We start from the raw sequence: 22,863 nt of genomic DNA, 5'->3' as shown, positions 1-22,863 counted from the left end.
CGAAATGAGTAGAAACCTGTATATTATATCTGGACCCCCTGGAGTAGGGAAATCTACAACTTCCAAGCTGCTAGTTCAGACTTTAGATAAAAGTGCCTACATTTCTGGAGATACGGTTAGTCACTTTCCGGTCAAAGGGCGAGGTAAACCCTGGCTTGATAAGGATACAAACGACTTAACTTGGAAAAATATATCTAGTCTAGTGAAAAACTTATTGGATTATAAATACGATGTTGTTCTGGACTATGTGGCCCTTCCGGAAGACATTGATGGATTAATGACAGAATTGGCAGACTATCATGTTCGCATAATCTATGTTGTATTGATGGTTGATCGTCAAACCATTATTCGTAGAGACCATCTAAGAGCAGAAGAATATCAAATGAAAGAAAGAAGTATAATTCTGCTGGATGAGTTTGAAAATCATCCGGATCTGAGAGTAGACAACAAGCTTTATACTAATCATTTTACAGAAGAACAACTACCTGAAATAGTAAGTGAAATTATAAATAATGAGAAATATCGATTGAAATAACTGTACTGTTATTATGCTTCGAATTTTAAAAATGCACGAGCGTTGAATAACCAATAAGAGGTAAAAAAAATCATTAGATTTTATTAAGTAGGTTGCAAAAGAAAAAAAATCGTTGGGGGGATTATCGATGTCTCGTATTTATGGAGAAAGGATTGTGTTAAGAGAATACCAGGATTCTGATGTGGATTACATCAAACAATGGGTGAACGATCCGGAAATCACAGGGACATTATCAGATAATTTTTTGTATCCTCATTCGAGTTATGAGACAGAAGTCTTTTTCAGGACAATGGTTGAAGGCAAGTCTTCGAATAAAAGTTTTATTATCGGGTTAAAGGATTCGCTAGATTATATAGGCCAGATCGATTTGTACAAAATTGATTATAAAAATCGCTTTGCATGTTTAGCAATTGTAATAGGGAGAAAAGAATTTTTAGGTAAAGGTTATGGAAGTGAAGCAATCCGTGTACTACAGAAGTTTGTCTTTGAAGAGCTGAATTTAAACAGATTAGAACTTGAAGTGTACGAGTATAATGAGATTGCTTACAAATGTTATTTAAAATGTGGCTTTAAAGAAGAAGGAAGATACAGAAAGAAGATATATAAAAAGGGGAAATACTGGGATAGTGTTTGCATGAGTATCTTGAAAACTGAATATGAGCAGTCATAGTCTCCAGAGGCATAAAATTGGAATGTCAATCTCAATAGCTTTGTTCAGTTGTATTCTTTATTAATTTCGATTACGTTTTCCAAAAATCAAAAGATTAATGTACTAATATATATGCATAAAAAGGGTGAACAGATGAACAGAGGAATACGTTTTGAAATACCAAATGCCTATGGTCGCTTTCTTGGGGAGATTTTAAAACCAATGGAAGTATCTAATTTCGATTGGTTTATTGGTGAGGAGGAGTCCTACTTCGTTGTTGATGATACGTTAGGGGATGATCTTTTTCCGGATATGATTATGGGTATGAATGGAGAAGAATTACAGAAACTTATTGATAACAACGAGTATTATTTAATATTTGCGAATTTAAAAGCATTTCCAAAAGGCACACAAATAACAGATGTTATCACCTATGAAGATTATATGTTGAGTGACTGTCAGATGGTTCTTCTTGTGATCGATAGTACCTACGTCACGGTTTATTGTAAGGATTTAGAGAAAGTCGAGGAATTGTATAATCATATAAATAGACAGGGATTTGAATCTCTCGAATATTTAACAGATGAGAATGATGCTAGGATAAAACTATCGGTCTGGTGATAAAGGAGCATGGGATTAATAGCGATGAGTTTAGGTGTTAACGCTAACGAACCTGACACATCTTATTCGGGAATTTGAAACGCCCTCCGAAATCTAAGGAACCTGAGACACGCTATACCAGGTAAAATAGCCTTTTGTAGCGTTTTTATCAGATGATTTTGGAAAATAAGATGTCTCATGTTCCTTACAATTTTAAAAGAGGACGTGAAGGCCGAATAAGATGTCCTGTGTTCCTTAGAAAATCGCCTGGCGATTCGCCAGCATCAGTCACTCTGAACTTCAGCAATTTTCGGACGGTAAGCTGGCACCCATCACTGTTTACTTGCCTGAGTTTTCAGACACGCTCTAGTCCGTTTCCCTATGATATTTGAATGTTTATGAATACGATTACATCTTTATGAAGCAGGGGAATTGCCTTGTCTGATTACTATTGGGATGACCAAATTGAATATCTGAGAAATATGCGGTGGCTTTACTATAACGATGATTATCTTGAATTTTTGTTTTTGGTTCAACGTGTATGGAAGATTAAAAATTTAGTAGATATTATCAACTTGGTTAACCTATGCTCCGAACATGAAAATTACATCGGGAATTGTGACGAGATAGGTGTACTGCTTTTATTACACATAAGGAGGTACACATGATGATATATAGGAGAAAAACCTATATTATTGCGACTTCTTTTGTAGATGAGTTTAATGCTCTGTTTAATGATATTTTGCTGCCATCCCAGTTGAAATACGGATCAAGACTTATTGGGAGATGGCACACAACAATCGATGATGAAACCAGCGAAATTTTTGCGATGTGGGAATACGATACCTTTGAACAATACGAAGAGATTGAGAAAAAGATAAAATCAGATACAGAACACGTAATGCGAGTTCAAGCCCGTTTTGATCAGATTGGAAGACATCGGTATAAAGATGTATTTCGAGAAGAGATTAGGCAAGCGTTTTTCACATCGACAGTAGAGCGCGAACAAACGATTTTGAAGTGAATGAAGAAGGAGTTGAGAGAAAGATGGAGACAGAACGACTTATATTTCGGAAATATACCAAAAATGATTTCGATTTACTTTTTGAGATGACTCGTGAGCCAAATATGATGAAATTTATAAGACATGGAGGACCCTGGACCAAGGAAGAAACCATGCAAAGCCTGGAAAAGTTCATCAACTGGAATAAAGACGATAAAGGGCTGTTCCTCGCATTTAACAAAGAGGATAACAAGTTAATTGGAACCTCTGGACTGATTCCTCAAATCATTGAAGGCAATGATGAGCTTGAAGTTGGTTACTGGGTTGTAGAGCAATACTGGGGAATGGGTTATGGTTATGAACAAGCAAAAGCGTGGAAAGAATATGGCATGGATCACTTGAAGCAGAAAAGATTAATATCGTTAATTCAACATGGCAATGTGGGTTCTATGAAAGTCGCGCAAAAGAATGGCATGAAACACGAGAAGGACGTAGATATAATTGGGAAAAATGTAGCAGTATACTCGATTGAGGTGAAGTGAATATGACTCCATTTCCTGAGCTAGAAACCAAAGGACTGCTGTTAAGAGAGATTAGACAGAGTGATTCCCAAGACATATTTCATATTTTTTCTTCAGATGAAGTTACAAGATTCTACGATTTAGAAAGTTTTACGAATACCAAACAAGCAGAAGAACTCATACAAAGATGGACTGAACGATTCGAAAATGGTCAGGTCATCCGCTGGGGAATTGCTTTGAAATCGGATAACAGAATTATTGGAACATGCGGATTTCATGGTTGGATGAAACAACATCATAAAGCTGTGTTGGGATATGAGTTAGCACCAGAGTTCTGGCGGCAGGGTTACATGACCGAGGTAACTCAGAAAATCGTTGAATATGGATTCAAGAATCTTGAATTAAACAGAATTGAAGCATTTGTAGAGCCAGAGAACGCGGGATCAAGAAAGTTGCTTGAGAAAATTGGTTTCAGTGAAGAAGGCATATTGAAAGAACATTATTATTGGAAAAATCGATTTGTTGATAATGTCATCTATGCATTTTTGAAGAAAGAATATGTATGAGAATACGAATTATTGGATCTTGCGGTAGTGGGAAATCAACATTATCTAAAGAATTGTCGGATAAATACGGTATTCCTTGCTATGAATTAGACAATCTCATCTGGGACAGAAGTGCCGAAAATCTGAGATATCCTGAACATGTTAGGGATGATTCGATCCAATCTATTATCAGTTCAGAGGCTTGGATTATAGAAGGAGTGCAGTGCAAAGATTGGACCATTAAGTCCATCCAGGAAGCGGATTTGATTTTTGTATTAGCTCCAAATGTTTTCATTAGAGATTATCGGATCATAAAGAGGTTTGTATTGTCCAGAATGGGTTTGCAACCGTGGAATTACAAGCAGTCATTTAAGAACTTATGCAAGATGATTGTGAAATGGAACCATCAATATAATATAGAAGAAGTTATATGTACAATTAACAAAAACCATAAGACTGCAACAATCACGAAGAATAAAAAACAAGCGATACAGTTGATTGAACATCATTTGGAAGTGGTTGTAAGTGAAATTGAAAAGAACTTTAGAATCAAACAAGGATTGTCGAAAGAGGAGATGCAGTGGTGAATATAAGAATACAACCAGTCACCCGAGAGAATTGGGAAGAGGCGCTGAATATCTCTTTGTATGAACAGCAAGTCTCATTAGTTCCATCTGTTATTGAGGGGATCGCTTACGCTTATATAAAACCGTGGGATGAAGCATTTGATCCTTACGTACTTGAGATTGATGGTAAGGTATTTGGTTTCTTTTATCTGAGTTATACGCCAGATAGTACAGATAATTACTGGATTGGTGGTTTTCAAATCGATCAATCCTATCAAGGCAAAGGAATGGGAAAGAGCGCTATAAGAGCCATTCTAGATTACATTACAAAACAGCATCCGTTGTGCAAGGTTATTTCATTAACGGTTGAACGTGATAACGAAATAGCACAGAATTTGTATAAGAGCATGTCCTTCATTAGTGAGAACAGAACCAATTCAGATGATGAAGTGATCTACAGGTTGGAAATAAAATGATAGACTCAACATTTCAGAGGGCAATATATCTTTGTTAACCAAAAGCGAGGATTGATTGCGGTATTCACAACGATTATATCCGATGATAGCTTGTTACCACTTCAATGGTTTAACAATTATATATTGAAAGAATAGTTGTTTATGGGAGAGATAACATGAGCCACTGGTTTGATCTAGATGAACTTGATCCGGAGTTAATCAAATTTGCAGTTATGATCGCTAAATACAATAATAAATTCATCATATAAAAAATAGGAAAAGAGGAGGTTGGGAGATCCCAGGAGGCAACAAAGAAATAGGGGAAACACTTTTACACACGGCAAGTCGAGAACTCTATGAAGAGACAGGGGCAGTACACTTCGAATTAATACCTTATGGTGTATATGAATGGAATGGGAGCTTTGGTATGGTTTCTTATGCTGAGGTTAAATTGCTGGAGAGCTTACCGAAGTCTGAAATCGATGAAATAAAGCTTGTGGATGTATTACCTGAAGGGATGAACTTCGGAGATATGTTTTATCGTTTCTCAGACAGATGGGATGGACTTGAGAACCATAAGCTTAAGAAATACACTATCGAAATAAATCATTTGAATGAGTTACCTGAAATTAAAATAAGCTAGTTTTAGTTGGAGGAACTCTGTTTTGAAACTAAAGGAGATGAAAAGAACTAGTGAATAAGAATAAGGGACTCATCATGTCACTATTACTTTTATTGCTTTTAATTTTGTTATGGAATTCCTTTCGAACTTCAATTTTTGAAGCAGTTACTGTTCAAAAGATTAGTGAAAATGAAATGACTGTAATTAATTTTAATAATCTTTAAAGAACAATAGCCGTTCCAATGGATATGTCAAAACTAATTGAAGAGAACAAGGAATACACTATTTTGTACGATAAAAGGGTCTTTGATAAATACAGACTTCGATCAATAAAGCCATAGGATCTTAGAAATAACATGGGAAAGAGAGATGGCAACAATCATGATAGCGTATAGAACGTTGACCCTTGATGATGTGAATCAGTTGCAGGAAATAGATCGCTCGGAACATATTGATCTCATTTATGAAATGAGAGAGAACCGATTGGTTGAGCTTGAACAAAATCATGAATGCTCAAACTGGGATGAGATGCTTTTGAAGAAGATTCAAAATAGATATGTCTATGAATTAGAACAGGGTGGCATGGCATATGGCGCTTTTGCTGACGATCAATTCGTCGGATTTGGTGTGCTGGCACATCAATATAGAGGAAAAGAACGAAATCAATTACAAGTTGACTTGATGTATGTCTCACGCGGGTACAGAAGACAAGGTATTGGAAAACGTATTCTAAACGAGTTAGGTGATGAGGCTAAGAAACGTGGTGCACAGTATCTGTATATCTCCTCCACAGAGACGAAATCAGCGGTATCCTTTTATAAAAGTCAGGGCAGTCAGATTGCAAGCGAGATTGATCAAGAACTTTATGACAAAGAGCCGAACGATATACATATGATAAAGGAGCTGGGCACATGACAACGGTTGGGATACTCGGAACCATTCATATGTATCGTAGGAGCCGATCACAATTACATTTTCCAAGAAGAGCTGATGATAGAACCCGTTGAATTGTTGTATCCGTTACGATAAAGAAAATCGCTGGTAGAATTACAAATGAAACTTATTATTTAAGGAGCATTACATGCGAAACAAAATACGTAAAACACCCAAATACAGCATACTTAGTATTATACTAATGGTTATAGTAGCTCTGATATTTCCCACATGGACACCCAAAATTAAAGGTGAAAACAGCATCAGCATGTTAGAGCAGGTCGAAATTAACGGTACAGGACATGAAGTCATGATCAGGGGTGTTGATCGGACTAATCCTATCCTGATTTTTGTGCATGGCGGGCCGGGATGCTCGGAGATTCCGTACGTAAGGAAGTATCAGAAAGAGCTTGAGCAACACTTCACGGTGGTGCATTACGATCAACGTGGGAGTGGGAAGTCCTATCACTTTTTTGAGGATTACTCGAATCTGACAACAGATGTATTAGTAGATGATTTGTTAGCGTTAAGGGATTATGTATCTAAGGAGTTAAATCAAGAGAAGGTTATATTAATTGGTCATTCATTTGGTACATATATCGGTTTGAAAGCTGCGGCTAAAGCACCCACTCAGTTTCACGCTTATATAGGCATTGGACAGATGGCTAATACACTTCAGAGCGAACTGGAAAGTTTGGAGTACACGTACGAGCAAGCGAAACAAGCCGGTAATGCAGAGGACGTTAAAAAACTGGAGCTAATTCGCAGCTCGATCGAGCAAGGAAAGGAACTTACGCCTAGAATTTTGTTGCAAAAGTACGGTGGTGCAGCCAGACTCATCAACGAGAATAGAGATTATATTTCAGGATTCCTTTTAAATCCCGAGTATAATGGGCTGGATATGATTCGCTTTTATACAGGGATGTTCAGTTCACAAGACATCTTACTGAAGGAAGCATTTGATCAAAATTTACCTGATATTGTTGATCATCTGGAGATTCCTACCTATTTTGTAACGGGTAAATATGATTATATGACCACTGCGAATGCAGCACGTGATTATTTTGACGTATTGGATGCACCGATCAAAGACTTCATTGTATTCAACGAGTCGGCGCATTACCCACAGTTTGAAGAGAAAGAAAAATTCGTAAAGTGGTTAAATGAGCTATTTTAATATGCATTGAGAGGAGCAAGATCATATTGTTAAGTGAATTCATTGAGCTTGAAGAAGAGAGTGATGAGAGTTATCGGTGTTACAGTCTGCAAAATACAGTCCAAATATTCAAACATTCCATACAAGATGAGGATTTAAATGACGTTCGAATATATGTGTCCACAAATACACCGTTAGTTTCAATTGTTGATAAAATAGAAGACTACATTAAGTGGTTTTCAACTTGTGAGACTGTCTTTCGAGAATATTATGAGAATGAACTTCAGGGAAAGGTACATGAGAATTGGTTTAATGAAATTGAAGTTTATCGTGTGGATATTACATTTAACAGTATAACCGACTACGGCGCAACAATATCTTGCGGAGATCATATTCTGCATGATCACATCATGATTATTGATTTTGATAGAGAACAAATTCAAGCAATCCACTTAAACGGATAGATGGATTATTTTGTAGTAAATAGTCACAAAAAACAATAAAGATATCGCTTTATTTTCCATAAATGTGTTATTATGTTGGTGTCGGGCGAAAAATTCATTTGTTTGATCGATAGGGAGAGGAGGCACGTATTCTCGAATCATTCAATCTGTATGGATAGATTAACTGCACTGCTTGTTAAAAATAATAGAATAAGCGGAGGTATGGTTATGTTCAAAAAATGGAAGAGATTTGGCGTCAGCAGCTTGGCGCTTGTGTTAGTGGCTGCCGTGGCCTTTACCGGATGGAGCCCTAAAGCAGCAGCAGCAGACGCTTCGCAAGTGGTGGCTGAGATGGGTGCAGGATGGAATCTCGGCAATCAGCTGGAAGCATCGGTGAACGGTACACCAAATGAGACAGCTTGGGGTAACCCTACGGTAACTCCAGAGTTAATCAAAAAGGTAAAAGCGGCAGGCTTCAAATCCATTCGTATTCCCGTTTCCTATTTGAGTAACATTGGAAGCGCTCCCAATTATACAATCAATGCGGCATGGCTGAATCGAATTCAGCAAGTCGTGGATTATGCGTACAATGAAGGTCTGTATGTGATCATCAATATTCATGGTGATGGGTTTAATTCCGTACAGGGTGGATGGCTACTCGTGAATGGTGGCAATCAGACTGCCATTAAGGAAAAATATAAGAAGGTGTGGCAGCAGATTGCCACCAAGTTTAGCAACTACAATGACCGTCTTATTTTCGAATCCATGAACGAAGTATTCGATGGTACCTATGGCAATCCAAACTCGGCCTATTACGCCAATCTGAACGCATACAATCAAATCTTCGTGGATACGGTTCGTCAGACTGGAGGTAACAACAATGCCAGATGGTTGCTGATTCCAGGCTGGAATACCAATATTGACTACACTGTTGGTAATTATGGCTTTGCTCTTCCGACAGATAATTACAGATCCTCGGCTATTCCTAGTTCGCAGAAGAGAATCATGATCTCGGCACATTATTACTCTCCGTGGGATTTTGCAGGTGAGGAAAACGGTAATATCACACAGTGGGGTGCAACTTCTACGAATCCTGCCAAGAAGTCTACTTGGGGACAAGAGGATTATCTTGAATCGCAGTTCAAGTCCATGTACGACAAATTTGTGACTCAGGGCTATCCCGTAGTGATTGGTGAGTTCGGTTCCATTGATAAAACGTCCTATGATTCCAGCAACAATGTATATCGTGCTGCTTACGCCAAAGCAGTTACAGCAAAAGCTAAAAAATACAAAATGGTTCCTGTTTATTGGGATAACGGGCATAACGGTCAACATGGATTCGCCTTGTTTAACCGTTCAAACAAAACCGTGACGCAGCAAAATATCATTAATGCCATCATGCAAGGTATGCAATAAATTACTGTCTGGCTGTATCCATGTAAACGGCGTGTTCCTGTAAAAGGGACATGCCGTTTTTTTGTGCTACCGGAGATGAAGATGAACAACATTTACCAATGCATTTTACATAAGCCACATACAGAATTCATTAAATCCCACAATAGCTTTTATATACTTAATTTGCTTGATATAGCGAACTAAAAGGACTAGGTGGTAGACAGAATGTTAAAAAAACGTGATTTGCAGGAATGCCTTTCACTGTACAGCTTAATGATGGACCCCGCAGTTTCTCCTTACGTTCGTTATCAATGCCAATCGTATGAAGAATATCTATTCCTGACCAAACAATTGATGGTCGAAGAAGAGCAAAAGACAGTGATTTCCCGAACGATTTTGAATGAAACAGGGCAGCCTATTGGAACCATTGATCTATATCATATTGAGCATCAAACCGGTTTTTTAGCCACATGGATTGGATCACCGTTTTTTGGAAATGGGTATAGCCAAAGAGCCAAATCAGCCTTTTTTGTTGAATTGTTTCTGGAACATGGGATTGAAACGGTATTTATGAAGATACGCAAGCAGAATATAAGATCCAGAAAAGCAGTACAAAAACTGCCTTATGTGAAGTTAGCCAATGATGTGTATCCAGATGTATATCAACGGATTAATATGAACGAACAGATGTATGATCTGTATTATGTTGAACGGTCAGCCTTTTTTCAAAATAGTATGGATCTGCACCAAGTGGTAGCAACGTAACTTATACAGAGAGCGTCAACAGCGGCGTCAGTGATGACGCCGCTATTTGATATGATGATATAGAACGGACCGTGAATATAACATGCAGGAATATAGACTAGAGAATCGAAAGACATTAAGTAGATAACCTCATAAAAAGTGAACGGTTAATCAAGGAGGCATGAAATGAATAATATTAACAAGATTTTGGGTGTAGTCCTCATGCTTGGCAGTGTGTTTATTTCAACGATGGAGAGAATTTCAATCCGAGTCTCTGTCGCTATAGTAGAAGCAGGATATGCGTCAGGAGGGACGAACGTACCCCAGTTTGCTCAGATGAACGAGCATCCAACAGGTTTACTCGTATACTTCATGTTCTTTGTTGGATTCATACTATTGGTGGCGGGATTCCCGGGGAGTTATAAGAAAAATCGTAATCATGGGCATAACAAGGAAGTTTAGCTTGAGGAGGGATGAAAGTGGCCCAACAGGAGGAAGTGTTATCGGGAGGTAATGTGAATCAGGTCGTCAGAATAGGTGAGACGGTTCGCCGGCATGTGAAACCAAATCCATATGTGGTTGAACTGCTTTTACATCTCGAAAAAGTTGGTTATGATCAAGCTCCTCGATTTCTGGGAATAGATGAACAGGGGAGAGAAACGCTCTCTTACCTCGATGGCATCGTTCCAGGCGATGACTACCCTGATCTAGAAGAGTATATGTGGTCAGACGAATCTTTGATTGAAGTCGCAAAACTGTTGAGAAGTTACCATGATGCGACCGTTGGATTTACAACAACATCAGTTTCAACGAACAGATATCCAGGCATAACAGAAGATGAAGTTGTATGTCATAACGATTTTGCGCCGTATAATGTGGTGTACAAGGATGGCTGTCCTCAAGGCATTATTGATTTTGATATGGCGGGTCCGGGTCCGCGAATGTGGGATATCGCCTATGTCTTGTATACATCCGTTCCACTCGCAAATTTCTCACCAGAGATGGACGGAAAGGGTGTAATGCCATACGTCAGCCAGGCACACGGAACTGTTCGAAAAGAACGGATTGCCTTATTCATGGCTACGTACGGGCTGAGTGTTCCAGCAGATTTGAAGGATTGGGTCATATCACGTATCCGTTTCATGTGTAAAACACTGACTGATCGTGCGGCTGATGGAGATGTCGCTTTTATGAAGATGGTCGAAGAGGGGCATCTGGCCCACTATGAGAAAGAAGTCATTTTTCTTGAAAACCATTGGGATGAATGGGTTTGAAAGGTAATGCTAATGGACCGCGTGATAGCCTACGGGCTGGACAGCGGTTTTTTTGTTTCCATCTTCGAATCCCTATGAATTCCATTCTAATCATTTTCAACAATTGTGATCAACAATACAGCAATATAGTTCAGATTAGATCGAAATAACTGTGATACAATTCATTGTAAAGCGCTATCATTGTAAATTATTAAACTATATTGCTTTTTATATTCTGGGAAGGGAGATCTTACTGATGCTAACCATACACACCCCGACGAATATTGCTTTGCAGGAAAATGAAGTTTATGTGCGATCAGAAGCAGATAATTTTCAGGATGAATGGCCTGTTCATACGCATAATGGGTATGAGATACATTATTTTATTCAAGGAGATGCAACCTTTTTAATCGGTGACCGAATATATAAGCCGCTGCCTGGAGATATGTTTATATTCAGAGGCGGTGTGCCCCACCGAATCAATCCTTCAAGAGAAATGGTGTACAAACGAAGTTTTGTCAATTTCACGGAATTATTGCTTTTGGACATGCTTGCTGTCAGTCAGTTGGAGAATCTGATGTCCATATTCCGTCATCCCAATGGGTTATTGGTGCATTGGCCTCCGGAGGAGCGTGAGTATATCACAGCTATATTTAAGGGAATCAAGGAGGAGATGGGGGCAGGAAATACAGGGTACAAAACAATGGTCAAATTGAGTCTTACCCAATTGCTACTGCGGATTTACCGGAAAACAACCAGTGAGCAATCCGCCAATCCTATCTTATGTTCTTCCCAGAAGCAAACAAGCGTAAGCCGGGTTCTTCATTATTTAAACCAGAACTACACGGAGAATGTTTCATTGGATGAACTGTCCAAAACACTCCATTTGAATAAATACTACATTTGTCATTCTTTCAAAGAGACGACGGGATATACCATAAGCAACTATGTTATACGGAAAAGAGTTGCAGAGGCCAAAAAATTGTTGCTGTCTACGGATGCACCGATTTTGTCCATATCTGAGACGCTAGGTTTTAACACACCTGTATATTTTAGCAGGGCCTTTAAACAATATGTGGGTGTATCACCACAGTTATTCCGTAAAAGTGAATTGCTCAACGAAGCCAAAATTCATTAGAACCTTCCAAGGAGATGTTGATATGACAAGAAGAACAACGTTTAAGCTCATCACTAGCATGGTATTGGTCATGTTACTCATCGTATTGACTGCTTGCGGAAATTCAGGTACCAATGCTAATCCAAAACAAACAACCCTGGATTTCCTGTGGTTCTCTGACGGAAAAGAAGGAGAAGTCATCAAGGAAATCATTAAAGATTATGAGCAGACCAATACCAAGGTTAAAATCAACCTGATTGAAGTTGGCTTCAAGGATATCCAAACCAAATTAAAAACAATGTTATCCGGTGGAAAGCCACCTGCCCTGAGCCGGGTCACGGATACCGGATCATTTGCTAATCAGGCGGTTGATCTGACACCTTACGTGGACAATGCGGACCAATTCGAGGATCAATTTATTGACTCACTTAAACCTTATTATGTTATTAATGACAAGCTGGTAGCGGCGCCTATGGATGTTACAGCGAATGGGCTTATTTATAACAAAACCTTATTTGATAAAGCGGGCGTCAAAGTACCGACCTCTCCTGACCAGGTATGGACGTGGGATGAATACACAGCTGCGTTAAAAGAGGTTATGGACAAAGGCGGAGCACGTTATGGCATGGTATGGGATGTCACACCGCATAGATGGTCCACTCTTTTGTATCAGAATGGTGGAAGCATCTTAACAGAGGATGGCACTGCAGCAGCGATTAACAGTGAAGCCGGAATCCGTAGCATGGAGCAGTTCAAGCAGCTTCATCAAGAAGGTATCATGCCCGAATCCGTATGGCTCGGAGGGGAAAATCCGAACAACCTGTTCCGTTCCGGGACGGTGGCTACCCACTGGGCTGGCAACTGGATGATCAGCAATTACAAGGATATCACTGATTTTGAATGGGGAGTCACCTATATGCCAAAAGGAACACAACGTTCTTCAGTGCCAGGCGGGAAGTTTCTGATGGCATTCAAAGGCAGCGGATATGAGCAGGAGGCGGCAGAATTTATTGAATACTTAACGTCCAAAGAAGTGAATTCAAAATATAACCAAGAATCATTGTTTATGAGTCCACGGAAGGACAGCTCTGTATTGAATTATGAATTCGGCAAGGAGATGTTTGAAATTTTCGCAGATGAACTGAAGAACAGTTCGCCTCTTGCAGCTAATGACTGGTCCAGACAGACCATTATATCCAAAATTTCAACGGACCTGAAAAATAATATTGTTGAGGTTTTATCCGATAAGGCAACTCCGCAGGAGGCATTGGATCGAACAGCCAAGCTGATTAACGAGGCTATTGGCAGTCAATAAACGTAAAGCCATGTGGTTAATTCGTATACGGGGGCTTAGCGATTCCTGTAAAGCCTCCCTTTCGAATAACGCATAAGGAAGGGGCAAGCAGATGAGTGAAGGACAACGATTAAACAAAAATACGCTGGCAAAACAGAACAGGAAGCTCATTATTGCTCCTTATCTGTTTATACTACCCAACCTCCTGATCTTTGGAACTTTTATCGTATTTCCTTCTTTATTGGGCCTCTATTATTCCTTCCATGTCTATGATGGATTGAACCCAATGAAGTTCAACGGGCTGGATAATTATATCAAAATTATAGGGGATCGGGAATTTTGGTCGACCATCGGACGAACGGGGATTTATGCAGCGATTGTTGTCCCGCTAATATATGCAGCAGCGTTAGCCATTGCTTTGCTGCTTGCGCGCGAGATTAGAATGCGCGGGTTCTTCAGGGCCGTATTTTACTGGCCGACCATGATTTCTTACATTATCGTAGGATTGACCTGGAAGTGGATTTTCGGAGATTCATTTGGCATCTTGAATCATCTGTTAACCGTGGTTGGTGTGGAACCTGTTGGTTTTTTAACTTCTTCCTTTTGGGCAAATACGGCTGTAATCATCGCGACGGTATGGTCACGTGCAGGCTTTTTCATGGTCATTTTTATCGCGGGTTTGCAGGCTATACCTACGGATTATTATGAGGCTGCCCGCTTGGACGGGGCAACGGGAATAAAGGTGTTTCGATATATTACGCTCCCGTTGTTGAAGCCCACAAGTTTGCTTGTTGTTATGCTGACTCTGATTGACGCGTTCAAAGCATTCCCACTTATGTTTGCGCTTACAGGTGGTGGGCCGGGCAAAGATACTACCTATATTGTTCAATATATTTATGAGATTGGCTTTAACAGACAGGAGCTCGGTCTGGCCAGTGCCATGTCGGTGATACTGTTTATCCTTATTGGTGGATTCTCGGCTCTGCAATTCCGTCTATCGAAAGGAGGGGCTACGTAATGGTCATGAAGCCTATGGTCAAAATCTTCATCTACAGTCTGTTAAGTGTTGCCGCAGTGGTGTGGCTCCTGCCTGTCCTGTGGGTCGTGATTTCTTCTCTAAAAACGAATAGCGATCTGTACAGCTTCCCTCCCAAGTTATGGCCGCAGCCAATCACCTTCGAGCATTTCAAGGAGGCATTCAGTAAAGGCGATTTTGGCTTGTATTTTATGAATAGTACAATCGTAACTGTAAGCTCAACGCTGCTACTGTTATTGATTAACTCCATGGCAGGTTTTGCATTGGCGAAATATCGCTTCCGCGGAAGCGCGATCATATTAATCGCTTTTGTCTCAACACTCATGATTCCGATTGAGGTAATTATGATCCCTATATTCAAGGTGCTGAGCGCACTGGGGCTGTATAATAGCCTACTCGCGATTATTATCCCGCCAGCAGCAACCCCGACAGGTGTGTTCCTTATGCGGCAGTATTTGTTGTCCGTACCGGACGAGCTGTTGGAAGCTGCCCGGATGGATGGAGCGGGCGAATGGAAAATTTACTGGAGTATTATTCTTCCGATAGCGAAGCCGATTCTTGCGGTGCTCGCAATCTTCTCCTTCATGTGGAGATGGGATGATTTTGTATGGCCGTTAATTGCGATTAGTGATCCATCGAAATATACGATTCAGCTTGCACTCTCTAATTTTATTGGTGAATACAACGTAGATTGGGGAAGTTTGCTTGCGATGTCCGTCATCACGATGCTTCCGGTACTGATTGTTTTTATGGTTTTCCAACGGTATTTTGTCAGCGGTATGATTACTTCAGGAATGAAAGGATGAGTTGAATGTCAGATACCACCCGGAGTGGGATGGATACCTTGAATTATAAACCTATGAAATTAGGTCACAATCAGGTCATTAATCATTGGATGATCAGCGGCATATATACAAAGCCTGTTGCCTTTGTTCCAACAACGATGGAGGGAGATATTAATGATTGGCTTATCGATGGTTTTGCCATTCATGAGAATCCATGCAGAAAGGAATTTGTAGAACATAGGAGAACGCAGCCTGTGAACCGATTTTTTGATCAATGGAGCGAGTTTCCTAGCCCGGGAGACGACTTCGTTGGAGAAGAGAACGGAATGCCTTGGGCACTGTATTCACCTTGGAATAATCCACGGGTAGAGCAATCAGGATTTTGGTTTGTACCGACACATCTGCGCAGTTACGCGGCAACAAGACTCATTTCTCCGACTGCTCATACCGCCGCTTTGCGGATTAAGACCTATGGCAGTCTGACGTTGTGGGTGAATGGGGAAATGGTAACGGATTTTGCGCCACTCAAGCGTAACAAGGAGCAGGAAATCGTTATTAAAGCTGAACTTGTAGCTGGAATCAATGAGATCTATGCATGCTGGGAGGATCTGGCTGAGCGGGATACCATGTATGCTTTTGCGGTGGAATATTTGGGAGACGAGGAATTGGTGATTTCCCTGCCTATTGCTTCTCATTTGGCGGAGTCTGTAAAATCCGCAGAGCAAGCCCTCGAACAGGCTTATTTTCCTTCGGATATCTTCAAAGGTGAGCAGATTAAGCTCAAGCTGCCGCTTCCCTTGCCGGACATCGTTAGAGAGATTGATATTCAGTATGGTAATTTTTTTGATGGCACCGAAAATAAGACGATACACATCGCCGAAAAGGAAACTGACCTGGTCCTGGCACATACGAATCAACTCGGTCATCATTACGTATATTTCACGCTGGCCATTTCAGTTTCAAATGTTGTACTAACCAAGAAGTTTGGCTGCCAATCCTATGATACCAGCTATGATGAGGCTGCTCAGCAAGCTGCGGATATTGAAGCCCGCAAATCCTTGGCTCTGCGATGCATTGCCGAGAAGGGCAGTCCCAATATTCATAAGGCCATCGCCATGCTCAAAACAGGAGGCAATCTGCAAGAAGCGGAGAACATTTTGCTTGAGGGTGTGGAAGGGATCGAGCAACGGAAGGATTGCAGTGACTTCTATCTGGTGGGACTGTTCCGTCTATGGAGAGATGAGCGAAATAGCGGTCTGTTCAGTGAACCGTTCTGGGATCGGGTAAAAGCAAGTATTCTTGGCTATCGATATTGGATTGATGAACCTGGCGATGATGTGATGTGGTTCTTCAGTGAGAACCATGCCTTGTTGTTCCATACCAATGAACTGTTAGCCGGACAGCTGTTTGGGGATGAAATGTTCAGCAACAGTGGTGAATCCGGTGAAGTACACCGTCAAAAAGCAGAGCAGAGGCTTGTATTATGGTTTGAGCGCTTTTTGGATGAAGGATTGGCAGAATGGAATTCAAGTGCATACATTCCGATTGATGCGGTTGGGCTATTGCATATCTATGAATTTGCCCATAATGAACAGCTCAGACAGCAAGCCCAAAAGGCAATGGACCTGTTATTCTATTATATTACCGTTCAGATGCATCAAGGAGTCTTGTCCACAACGTTTGGGCGCAGCTATGAGAAGGAACTGCTGGGTGGTTATGCAGCGGGAACCACTTCAATGTGCTGGATCGCTTATGGCGTTGGCAATATAAACAATTATTCAATAAGCAATGTTGCCTTGAGTTTATCCGATTACAGTCCTCCAGCAGAATATCAGGAGCATCTGTTGCTCGGGGACAATCAGCAGTTGGTGTTCGCTAATCAGCAGGGCAAGGGAGGTTACGCCAAGCTCTATCACTGTCGGACCAAGGAATACTCCTTATCCTCAATCATTCGCTTTCGTCCAGGCAAGCCAGGTTATCAGGAGCATGTCCAGCATTTATCTCTGTCACCTGAGGCGCTGATCTGGGTGAATCATCCGGCAGAAATATACAAGCATGGGGATGGTCGACCTTGCTTCTGGGCTGGGAATGGAATATTGCCCGATGTTGTTCAACATGAAGGGATCGCTTTGATGATGTTTGATATTCCTGCGGATAACAACTCTGACTGGACACATGCTTATTTTCCTACTCACTCCTTCACGGAATGGGTAAGGCATGAGAACTGGCACTTTGCCCGTTTGGATAAGGGTTATGCAGCTATATATGCGGCCAACGGGACGAGTATGGAGAGCAGCGGGGTGACAAGAAAACGTGAGCTTATTTCCCCTGGCTTGCGTAACGCCTGGATTATAAGAGCAGGAAGCGAACAGCAATTCGGGTCATTTGACGCTTTTATCAACCAAGTTTGTTCTGCAAGCCCGCAATTCGATAATCAAGCTTTAACTCTCACTCTAACAGACCCGGTATATGGTCCAATTCAATGGGGAATGAACAAGCCTTTTCTTATTGAAGAAGAGGAAATTATACACGAAGGTTATGGAGTGAAGGGACAACTGAAGTTACTGGACATGGAGCGCTGAATCGTGTGTAAGAAACCAAGGGAGTGATAACCAACATGCTGAATCAAATGGTGCTGCAGGAGAGAATAAGCAAGGTATCCCAAGCGATGGAGTCTATGAAAAACACAAGCATCAATGAACAGTTTCCCATCGGACTAATCGACATACATCTATGGGAATGGCCGCAAGGTGTCGGTCTGTATGGCTTGCTTCAGCTCCATGAGGCAACGAAAGATCCCAAAGTGCTAGAATTTCTGGAATCATGGTATAATGCAAGGCTGATGGAAGGGTTACCGGAAAAAAATGTGAACACCTGCGCTCCGCTCCTTACTTTGATCTCATTATGCGAGCTGACCGGAAACAAGGAGTACGAACAGGTCTGTGAGGAGTGGAGCAGTTGGATCATGGATGGACTGCTGCGAACCGGAGATGGTGCGTTTCAACATATGATCACGGGAGATGCCAATGATGGTCAAATTCTGATTGATACCCTGTTTATGACGGTGCTATTTTTGGCCAAGGCAGGGGTATACTTCAAGAAACCCGACATGGTGGAAGAAGCCAAACGACAGTTCCTTGTGCATATCAAATATCTATATAACAAGAAAACCGGATTGTTCTATCATGGCTGGGATTTCAATGAAAATCATAACTATGGTGCTGTTCATTGGGGAAGAGGCAATGCATGGTATACGGCGGGAGTTATGGATTTCCTGAATATCATTCCGATCGAAGACGGGCTAAAGGCCTATCTGTTGGATACAGCAACCGCTCAAGTCAGAGCACTGAGCAAGCTTCAAGGTGAGGATGGCATGTGGCACACTGTGCTGGATGATCCAACCTCTTACAAAGAAACTTCGGCAACGGCAGCGATTGGATACGGCATTCTTAAGGGAATCCGGTATGGATACCTGGATGAATCCTATCGCCAGAATGGCTTGAGTGCGCTTGAAGCGGTGTTGAAACAGATTGATGATAACGGCGTTGTACAGCAGGTGTCCTATGGTACACCTGTGGGGCAGGATGCTCAGTTTTATAAAGATATAGCGATCAGTCCGATGGGATATGGACAAGCACTTACGTTGTTTATCCTGATTGAGGGCTTGCGGGCTCCAACCGCCGAATAGAATCAGGCGGACTTGTACGGAGGATAGGGGATACAGTTTCCTGTATCCTCCTTTTTGTTTTAGTAAGCTCGAATCTCGATTAATTCGGCATATCTGCTGCCATTTGTGGCATCAATTATGATTCTCAGAGCCTGAGCTGACACAGGGACATCCAGGGGATGAATAACTTTTCTTTTGTGATTTTCTTGAACACTTGCGACTTGTGTCCATTCGCCAGCAGGAGTCAGTACCTCCACGTGATAATCACGCACCAGCTCAGGCATCACGCGGAATGTTGTGTGATGGTGATGTAAATTAACCAGATCCTCGTTCACATCATCATTAAACGTCAAGTGCAACTCAGCCAAGGTTTGTGGCTCTTCCCATGTCAGTTGCACCCATTCAGGATTGCCAGACTGCATCGGCTGCGACATCCACTGTTGCGGCCCACCGAAGGGGCGATGGTAACCGTTGATCGTGTTGTCCGATGAATAGGCCGAAGTCTCAGAGAGGGTACGACAGCAGAATGGCTGACGCGCCAACCCCTGCATGGACCATAATACAACAGGCTGATCCGTGGCATGATCCTCCAGATTTTTGGACACGTGGTTTTCTTCTGTTTTGAAGAAGATCAGCACCCCGCTGTGTGCTTCTGTCGAATGATAGAGTGAGACGGCTTTATTGGAGCGGATGATTATAAAAGCATTCTGTGGTTCTTCCGGTCGCCATTCGAGCGGCAGCTTCACCCACTGCGCAGTTCCTGCTGTAACGTTAACAGTCGCCGTAACTTGTAACAAATGCGGGACGTAGTTCTCCTTACGCCCCGTATCCCACAGCTCTACCGTCAGCGCGGTATCGCTGGATGCATCCAGCAGCAGCTCCAGGCCGCTGAGCACTGGATGCACAGGCAGCAGCAGGGCGACATCTGTACCCAGCGGGTACGTCTCGCCAGGCTGCTCAAGGGCGATGCCCGTCAGCGTGCTGGAGGCTGTAACCTGGGCACGCCGGGCCAGATCCAGCTCATCGTGGCTGCGCACCCCGGTGATGGAAGCGTCCTGCCGCAGCAACGTCTGCTGCAGCACCGCCAGATGCCTCGCGTGGAGCTCGCGCGGCGACACCCCCATGGACGCGCAGAGCGCCGCGCCCGTACCCGCGGCTTCGCCGATGACCGCGCATGTTGCCATGACGCGCGTTGTGCCGAAGGCGACATGTGATGCACTGATGTCGCGCCCGGCCATGAGCATATTCCGCACATTCGCGGAATACAGCGAGCGGAACGGCACGTGATATACGCCATCGGCATGCATATGCTTCGAGCCACTCGCTTCGGCGTACATGCCCTGCGGGGGATGCAGGTCAATGGACCAGCCGCCAAAGGCAACGGCATCCGGGAACTCCCGCTGGCTGATAATATCGTTCTGGGTGAGCACATAGTCACCCGTGAAGCGGCGGTACTCCCTTTTGCCAGGTAGAGAACCAATCCACTCCAGCGTCATATGATCTGCATCAAACTTGCCGGAGTTCTTGATATAGTCCCAGATCCCGTAGATCACGGACCACAGTTCATCACGGATCAGCTCATTGTCATGAACGGTGTCATGTTCACCGCCCCATTCAATCCACCAATAATGACAACCGGAATCCCCGCTGCGAATGACCCGGCGAATCGGAATGCTGGTCTGTGTAATATCCTTGGCAAAAGAGGGCGGGATATAGCGGACAGGCGCACCAGCATCTTTGGTATAAAAGAGAAGTGTACTGCCCAGCGTGATCTGATCAGCCACCTCTGGTGCCCACTCTTCACCATATTCGCTGCGGGCTTCCCGGCCGAGTGCAAACTTTGCTCCAGCCAGAAAGCCGACCAATCCATCACCCGTACAGTCCAGATAGATCTGGCTTTCGAATCGGATTTTGCGCTCAGAACCCATCATCCAGCCAGTGACAGAGGTGATCTTTCGTTCATACCCATCGCCTGAGGCTTGCACTTCATGCACATCCGTATTTAAATACAAGGTGATATTCGATTCGGCTCGGACCGCTTCGAGAATGACTAGGTCCCAGAGATACGGGTTGCCTTCCGGGTTGCGGTACTGGTTCTCTACAAACAATTCCCCCATAATACCCGTTTCCCGGGCATAACGGTTAATCCCGTGGGCGGTGGCACCGCACACCCAGACCCGAACCTCGCTGCTGGAATTGCCGCCAAGCACGGGGCGGTTCTGCACCAGCGCAACCTGCTGCCCCATGCGGGCAGCGGCTATCGCGGCGCATACACCAGCAAGTCCTCCGCCGATGACGGTGATGTCGTATTGTACATGTTCTTGTTTCATATCTGTGACCTCCTTAACTGAAGTTAGATCCACCTTGACTCCAACTACATATCTATAATTTCATCTTAGATTTATATATTCACTTTTTAAATGCACTATACTATCATCAAACATATACTTTATTTCACAGAAAGGGTGGTCAAGTCATGGAGCTGCTTAACCACATCTACTGGAAGCAAAAAGGGGAATTTGCTCTTACGGAAGATATCTATACGACTTGGGTGGCTTTTGCCGTCGAAGAGGGAATATTCCATTATGAGATTGGGGGTCAGATCGGAGAAGCGAGTTTTGGCGATCTGGTGCTGTGCCCCCCGGCGGTTCCTTTTCGGCGGACAGTCATTACCCCGCTGACATTTCACTATTTACAGTTTAGCAGTAGCCTGGAGGAGGAGGAGTTTCTGCCACCAGCCGGAAAATCGCTGATTAATGACACGAAGCGGTTAGCCTCGACGTACGCTTATTTACGCCAGGACAGTGAGGAGAATAAGGGGGAAGTTGCCCGTTGGAAGACACATTTTATGATGGATTTGTGGCAGTTGTATCAGGTGGAACGCAGACAGAATCGCTTAAAGGAGCGGAGATTTACCGAAGACGCACGAATGGCTGAAGCGGCAGCGCTGCTGGAGGAACGGGCGGAAGAGGAGATCAGCCTTCAGGAATTGGCACAGCGACTGGCCTTGAGTCCGGTGCAGTTGACAAGGCGTTTCCGGGAAGCTTTTCAGGAGACGCCATCAGGCTATCTCAAACGGGTCCGTCTGAAAAAAGCGCAGAACCTCTTGGCTGACAGCAACCTGACCCTTAACCAAATTGCCGAGCGATGCGGATATGAGAACGGTTTTTATCTGAGTAGAGTGTTCTCCAAAACGTTGGGCATAAGTCCATCTGAGTATCGCAGGAGACACAGGGTGTAAGCTGAAAGAAGTGAGCAGAAAGATTTGAAGACAACTTTTGAAGCCAGCGGAGCACCAGGTATACACCTTCGTTACGGGTTGTCAGATTATGGAGGAGCTGGTGTGAATGAGTGCAGAAGCAACGGATACTGCATTTCTAACCGAAATTAGAGGGGGAAGTACATTTCAGTTGTAGATCATGGACAATTTATACTATAATTTACCATATGGAGTCCTTATCCGAACGTATGCCCCCCGTATCCGTTTGAATGAGGACTCTGATTTTATAATTAAAACCAAGGAGGTGGATATGGCCTTAGCCTT

At 42.7% G+C, this 22,863-nt stretch carries 24 protein-coding genes and 1 pseudogene; 24 read left to right on the top strand and 1 reads right to left on the bottom strand.

Annotated elements, in window-relative coordinates:
* Positions 1 to 4: 4 nt before the first annotated feature.
* The 23 genes and pseudogenes from MKY28_RS13835 to bglB all read left to right on the top strand — a co-directional run bounded on the left by MKY28_RS13835 (position 5) and on the right by bglB (position 19,340).
* Positions 5 to 535 carry an AAA family ATPase gene (locus MKY28_RS13835; protein WP_340936223.1) on the top strand — a complete coding sequence of 177 codons (531 nt, stop codon included), beginning with the start codon at positions 5 to 7 and terminating at the stop codon, positions 533 to 535.
* A gap of 127 nt (positions 536 to 662) precedes the next feature.
* Positions 663 to 1,205, top strand: coding sequence for a GNAT family N-acetyltransferase (locus MKY28_RS13830; protein ID WP_340936222.1), 543 nt, complete (start codon positions 663 to 665; stop codon positions 1,203 to 1,205).
* A 111-nt stretch (positions 1,206 to 1,316) separates the two neighbouring features.
* Positions 1,317 to 1,805 carry a DUF2691 family protein gene (locus MKY28_RS13825; RefSeq protein WP_340936221.1) on the top strand — a complete coding sequence of 163 codons (489 nt, stop codon included), beginning with the start codon at positions 1,317 to 1,319 and terminating at the stop codon, positions 1,803 to 1,805.
* 646 nt (positions 1,806 to 2,451) lie between these two features.
* On the top strand, positions 2,452 to 2,808 hold the full coding sequence (locus MKY28_RS13820; RefSeq protein ID WP_076249723.1) for an NIPSNAP family protein: 357 nt from the start codon (positions 2,452 to 2,454) through the stop codon (positions 2,806 to 2,808).
* Positions 2,805 to 3,329: a GNAT family N-acetyltransferase gene (locus MKY28_RS13815; RefSeq protein ID WP_340936220.1), complete on the top strand. Its 525-nt coding sequence runs from the start codon at positions 2,805 to 2,807 to the stop codon at positions 3,327 to 3,329. Before MKY28_RS13820 ends, MKY28_RS13815 begins: the two co-directional genes overlap by 4 nt.
* Before the next feature lie 2 nt (positions 3,330 to 3,331).
* Positions 3,332 to 3,874, top strand: a complete 543-nt coding sequence (locus tag MKY28_RS13810; RefSeq protein WP_340936219.1) for a GNAT family N-acetyltransferase — start codon at positions 3,332 to 3,334, stop codon at positions 3,872 to 3,874.
* The gene (locus MKY28_RS13805; RefSeq protein ID WP_340936218.1) at positions 3,871 to 4,440 is read left to right on the top strand and encodes a hypothetical protein; all 570 of its coding nucleotides are present in this window, start codon (positions 3,871 to 3,873) and stop codon (positions 4,438 to 4,440) included. Before MKY28_RS13810 ends, MKY28_RS13805 begins: the two co-directional genes overlap by 4 nt.
* On the top strand, positions 4,437 to 4,895 hold the full coding sequence (locus tag MKY28_RS13800) for a GNAT family N-acetyltransferase (protein ID WP_340936217.1): 459 nt from the start codon (positions 4,437 to 4,439) through the stop codon (positions 4,893 to 4,895). Before MKY28_RS13805 ends, MKY28_RS13800 begins: the two co-directional genes overlap by 4 nt.
* Before the next feature lie 235 nt (positions 4,896 to 5,130).
* Positions 5,131 to 5,259 (top strand): annotated as a pseudogene (locus tag MKY28_RS31720) (NUDIX domain-containing protein); the annotation flags it as partial.
* Positions 5,260 to 5,301: 42 nt separating this feature from the next.
* Entirely contained in the window at positions 5,302 to 5,517 is a 216-nt protein-coding gene (locus MKY28_RS13795; RefSeq protein WP_340936216.1) for a hypothetical protein, read from the top strand.
* 360 nt (positions 5,518 to 5,877) lie between these two features.
* Positions 5,878 to 6,411: a GNAT family N-acetyltransferase gene (locus MKY28_RS13790; protein WP_340936214.1), complete on the top strand. Its 534-nt coding sequence runs from the start codon at positions 5,878 to 5,880 to the stop codon at positions 6,409 to 6,411.
* A 166-nt stretch (positions 6,412 to 6,577) separates the two neighbouring features.
* A complete protein-coding gene (locus tag MKY28_RS13785; protein ID WP_340936213.1) occupies positions 6,578 to 7,606 on the top strand; it encodes an alpha/beta fold hydrolase in 1,029 nt (342 codons plus the stop codon).
* A 26-nt stretch (positions 7,607 to 7,632) separates the two neighbouring features.
* A complete protein-coding gene (locus MKY28_RS13780) occupies positions 7,633 to 8,049 on the top strand; it encodes a hypothetical protein (protein ID WP_340936212.1) in 417 nt (138 codons plus the stop codon).
* 207 nt (positions 8,050 to 8,256) lie between these two features.
* Positions 8,257 to 9,444, top strand: coding sequence for a glycoside hydrolase family 5 protein (locus MKY28_RS13775; RefSeq protein ID WP_340936211.1), 1,188 nt, complete (start codon positions 8,257 to 8,259; stop codon positions 9,442 to 9,444).
* Between the two features lie 204 nt (positions 9,445 to 9,648).
* Positions 9,649 to 10,188, top strand: coding sequence for a GNAT family N-acetyltransferase (locus tag MKY28_RS13770; RefSeq protein WP_340936210.1), 540 nt, complete (start codon positions 9,649 to 9,651; stop codon positions 10,186 to 10,188).
* A 165-nt stretch (positions 10,189 to 10,353) separates the two neighbouring features.
* Entirely contained in the window at positions 10,354 to 10,629 is a 276-nt protein-coding gene (locus tag MKY28_RS13765; RefSeq protein WP_047842597.1) for a hypothetical protein, read from the top strand.
* 17 nt (positions 10,630 to 10,646) lie between these two features.
* Positions 10,647 to 11,441, top strand: coding sequence for a phosphotransferase (locus MKY28_RS13760; protein ID WP_340936209.1), 795 nt, complete (start codon positions 10,647 to 10,649; stop codon positions 11,439 to 11,441).
* A gap of 235 nt (positions 11,442 to 11,676) precedes the next feature.
* Positions 11,677 to 12,558, top strand: a complete 882-nt coding sequence (locus MKY28_RS13755) for an AraC family transcriptional regulator (RefSeq protein WP_036609061.1) — start codon at positions 11,677 to 11,679, stop codon at positions 12,556 to 12,558.
* 22 nt (positions 12,559 to 12,580) lie between these two features.
* Complete coding sequence (locus MKY28_RS13750) at positions 12,581 to 13,852, top strand: ABC transporter substrate-binding protein (RefSeq protein ID WP_339188075.1); 1,272 nt, start codon at positions 12,581 to 12,583, stop codon at positions 13,850 to 13,852.
* A 91-nt stretch (positions 13,853 to 13,943) separates the two neighbouring features.
* Positions 13,944 to 14,849 carry a carbohydrate ABC transporter permease gene (locus tag MKY28_RS13745; RefSeq protein WP_340936208.1) on the top strand — a complete coding sequence of 302 codons (906 nt, stop codon included), beginning with the start codon at positions 13,944 to 13,946 and terminating at the stop codon, positions 14,847 to 14,849.
* On the top strand, positions 14,849 to 15,673 hold the full coding sequence (locus tag MKY28_RS13740; protein ID WP_036609056.1) for a carbohydrate ABC transporter permease: 825 nt from the start codon (positions 14,849 to 14,851) through the stop codon (positions 15,671 to 15,673). Before MKY28_RS13745 ends, MKY28_RS13740 begins: the two co-directional genes overlap by 1 nt.
* A 53-nt stretch (positions 15,674 to 15,726) precedes the next feature.
* A complete protein-coding gene (locus MKY28_RS13735; RefSeq protein ID WP_340936207.1) occupies positions 15,727 to 18,234 on the top strand; it encodes a hypothetical protein in 2,508 nt (835 codons plus the stop codon).
* A 35-nt stretch (positions 18,235 to 18,269) separates the two neighbouring features.
* A complete protein-coding gene (bglB, locus tag MKY28_RS13730) occupies positions 18,270 to 19,340 on the top strand; it encodes a beta-galactosidase BglB (RefSeq protein ID WP_076327783.1) in 1,071 nt (356 codons plus the stop codon).
* 59 nt (positions 19,341 to 19,399) lie between these two features.
* Here the strand turns inward: bglB and MKY28_RS13725 are convergent, their stop codons facing one another.
* Complete coding sequence (locus tag MKY28_RS13725; RefSeq protein ID WP_340936206.1) at positions 19,400 to 21,649, bottom strand: FAD-dependent oxidoreductase; 2,250 nt, start codon at positions 21,647 to 21,649, stop codon at positions 19,400 to 19,402.
* Between the two features lie 146 nt (positions 21,650 to 21,795).
* Here MKY28_RS13725 and MKY28_RS13720 point away from each other — a divergent pair, with 146 nt between their 5' ends.
* Positions 21,796 to 22,560: an AraC family transcriptional regulator gene (locus tag MKY28_RS13720; RefSeq protein WP_340936205.1), complete on the top strand. Its 765-nt coding sequence runs from the start codon at positions 21,796 to 21,798 to the stop codon at positions 22,558 to 22,560.
* Positions 22,561 to 22,863 lie beyond the last annotated feature (303 nt).

Origin of the sequence: Paenibacillus sp. FSL R5-0473, from assembly GCF_038004565.1 — a bacterium.
Taxonomy (GTDB): Bacteria; Bacillota; Bacilli; order Paenibacillales; family Paenibacillaceae; genus Paenibacillus; species Paenibacillus amylolyticus.
Note: the sequence above shows the minus strand (reverse complement) of the source record. Positions and strands in the feature narration are given on the sequence as shown.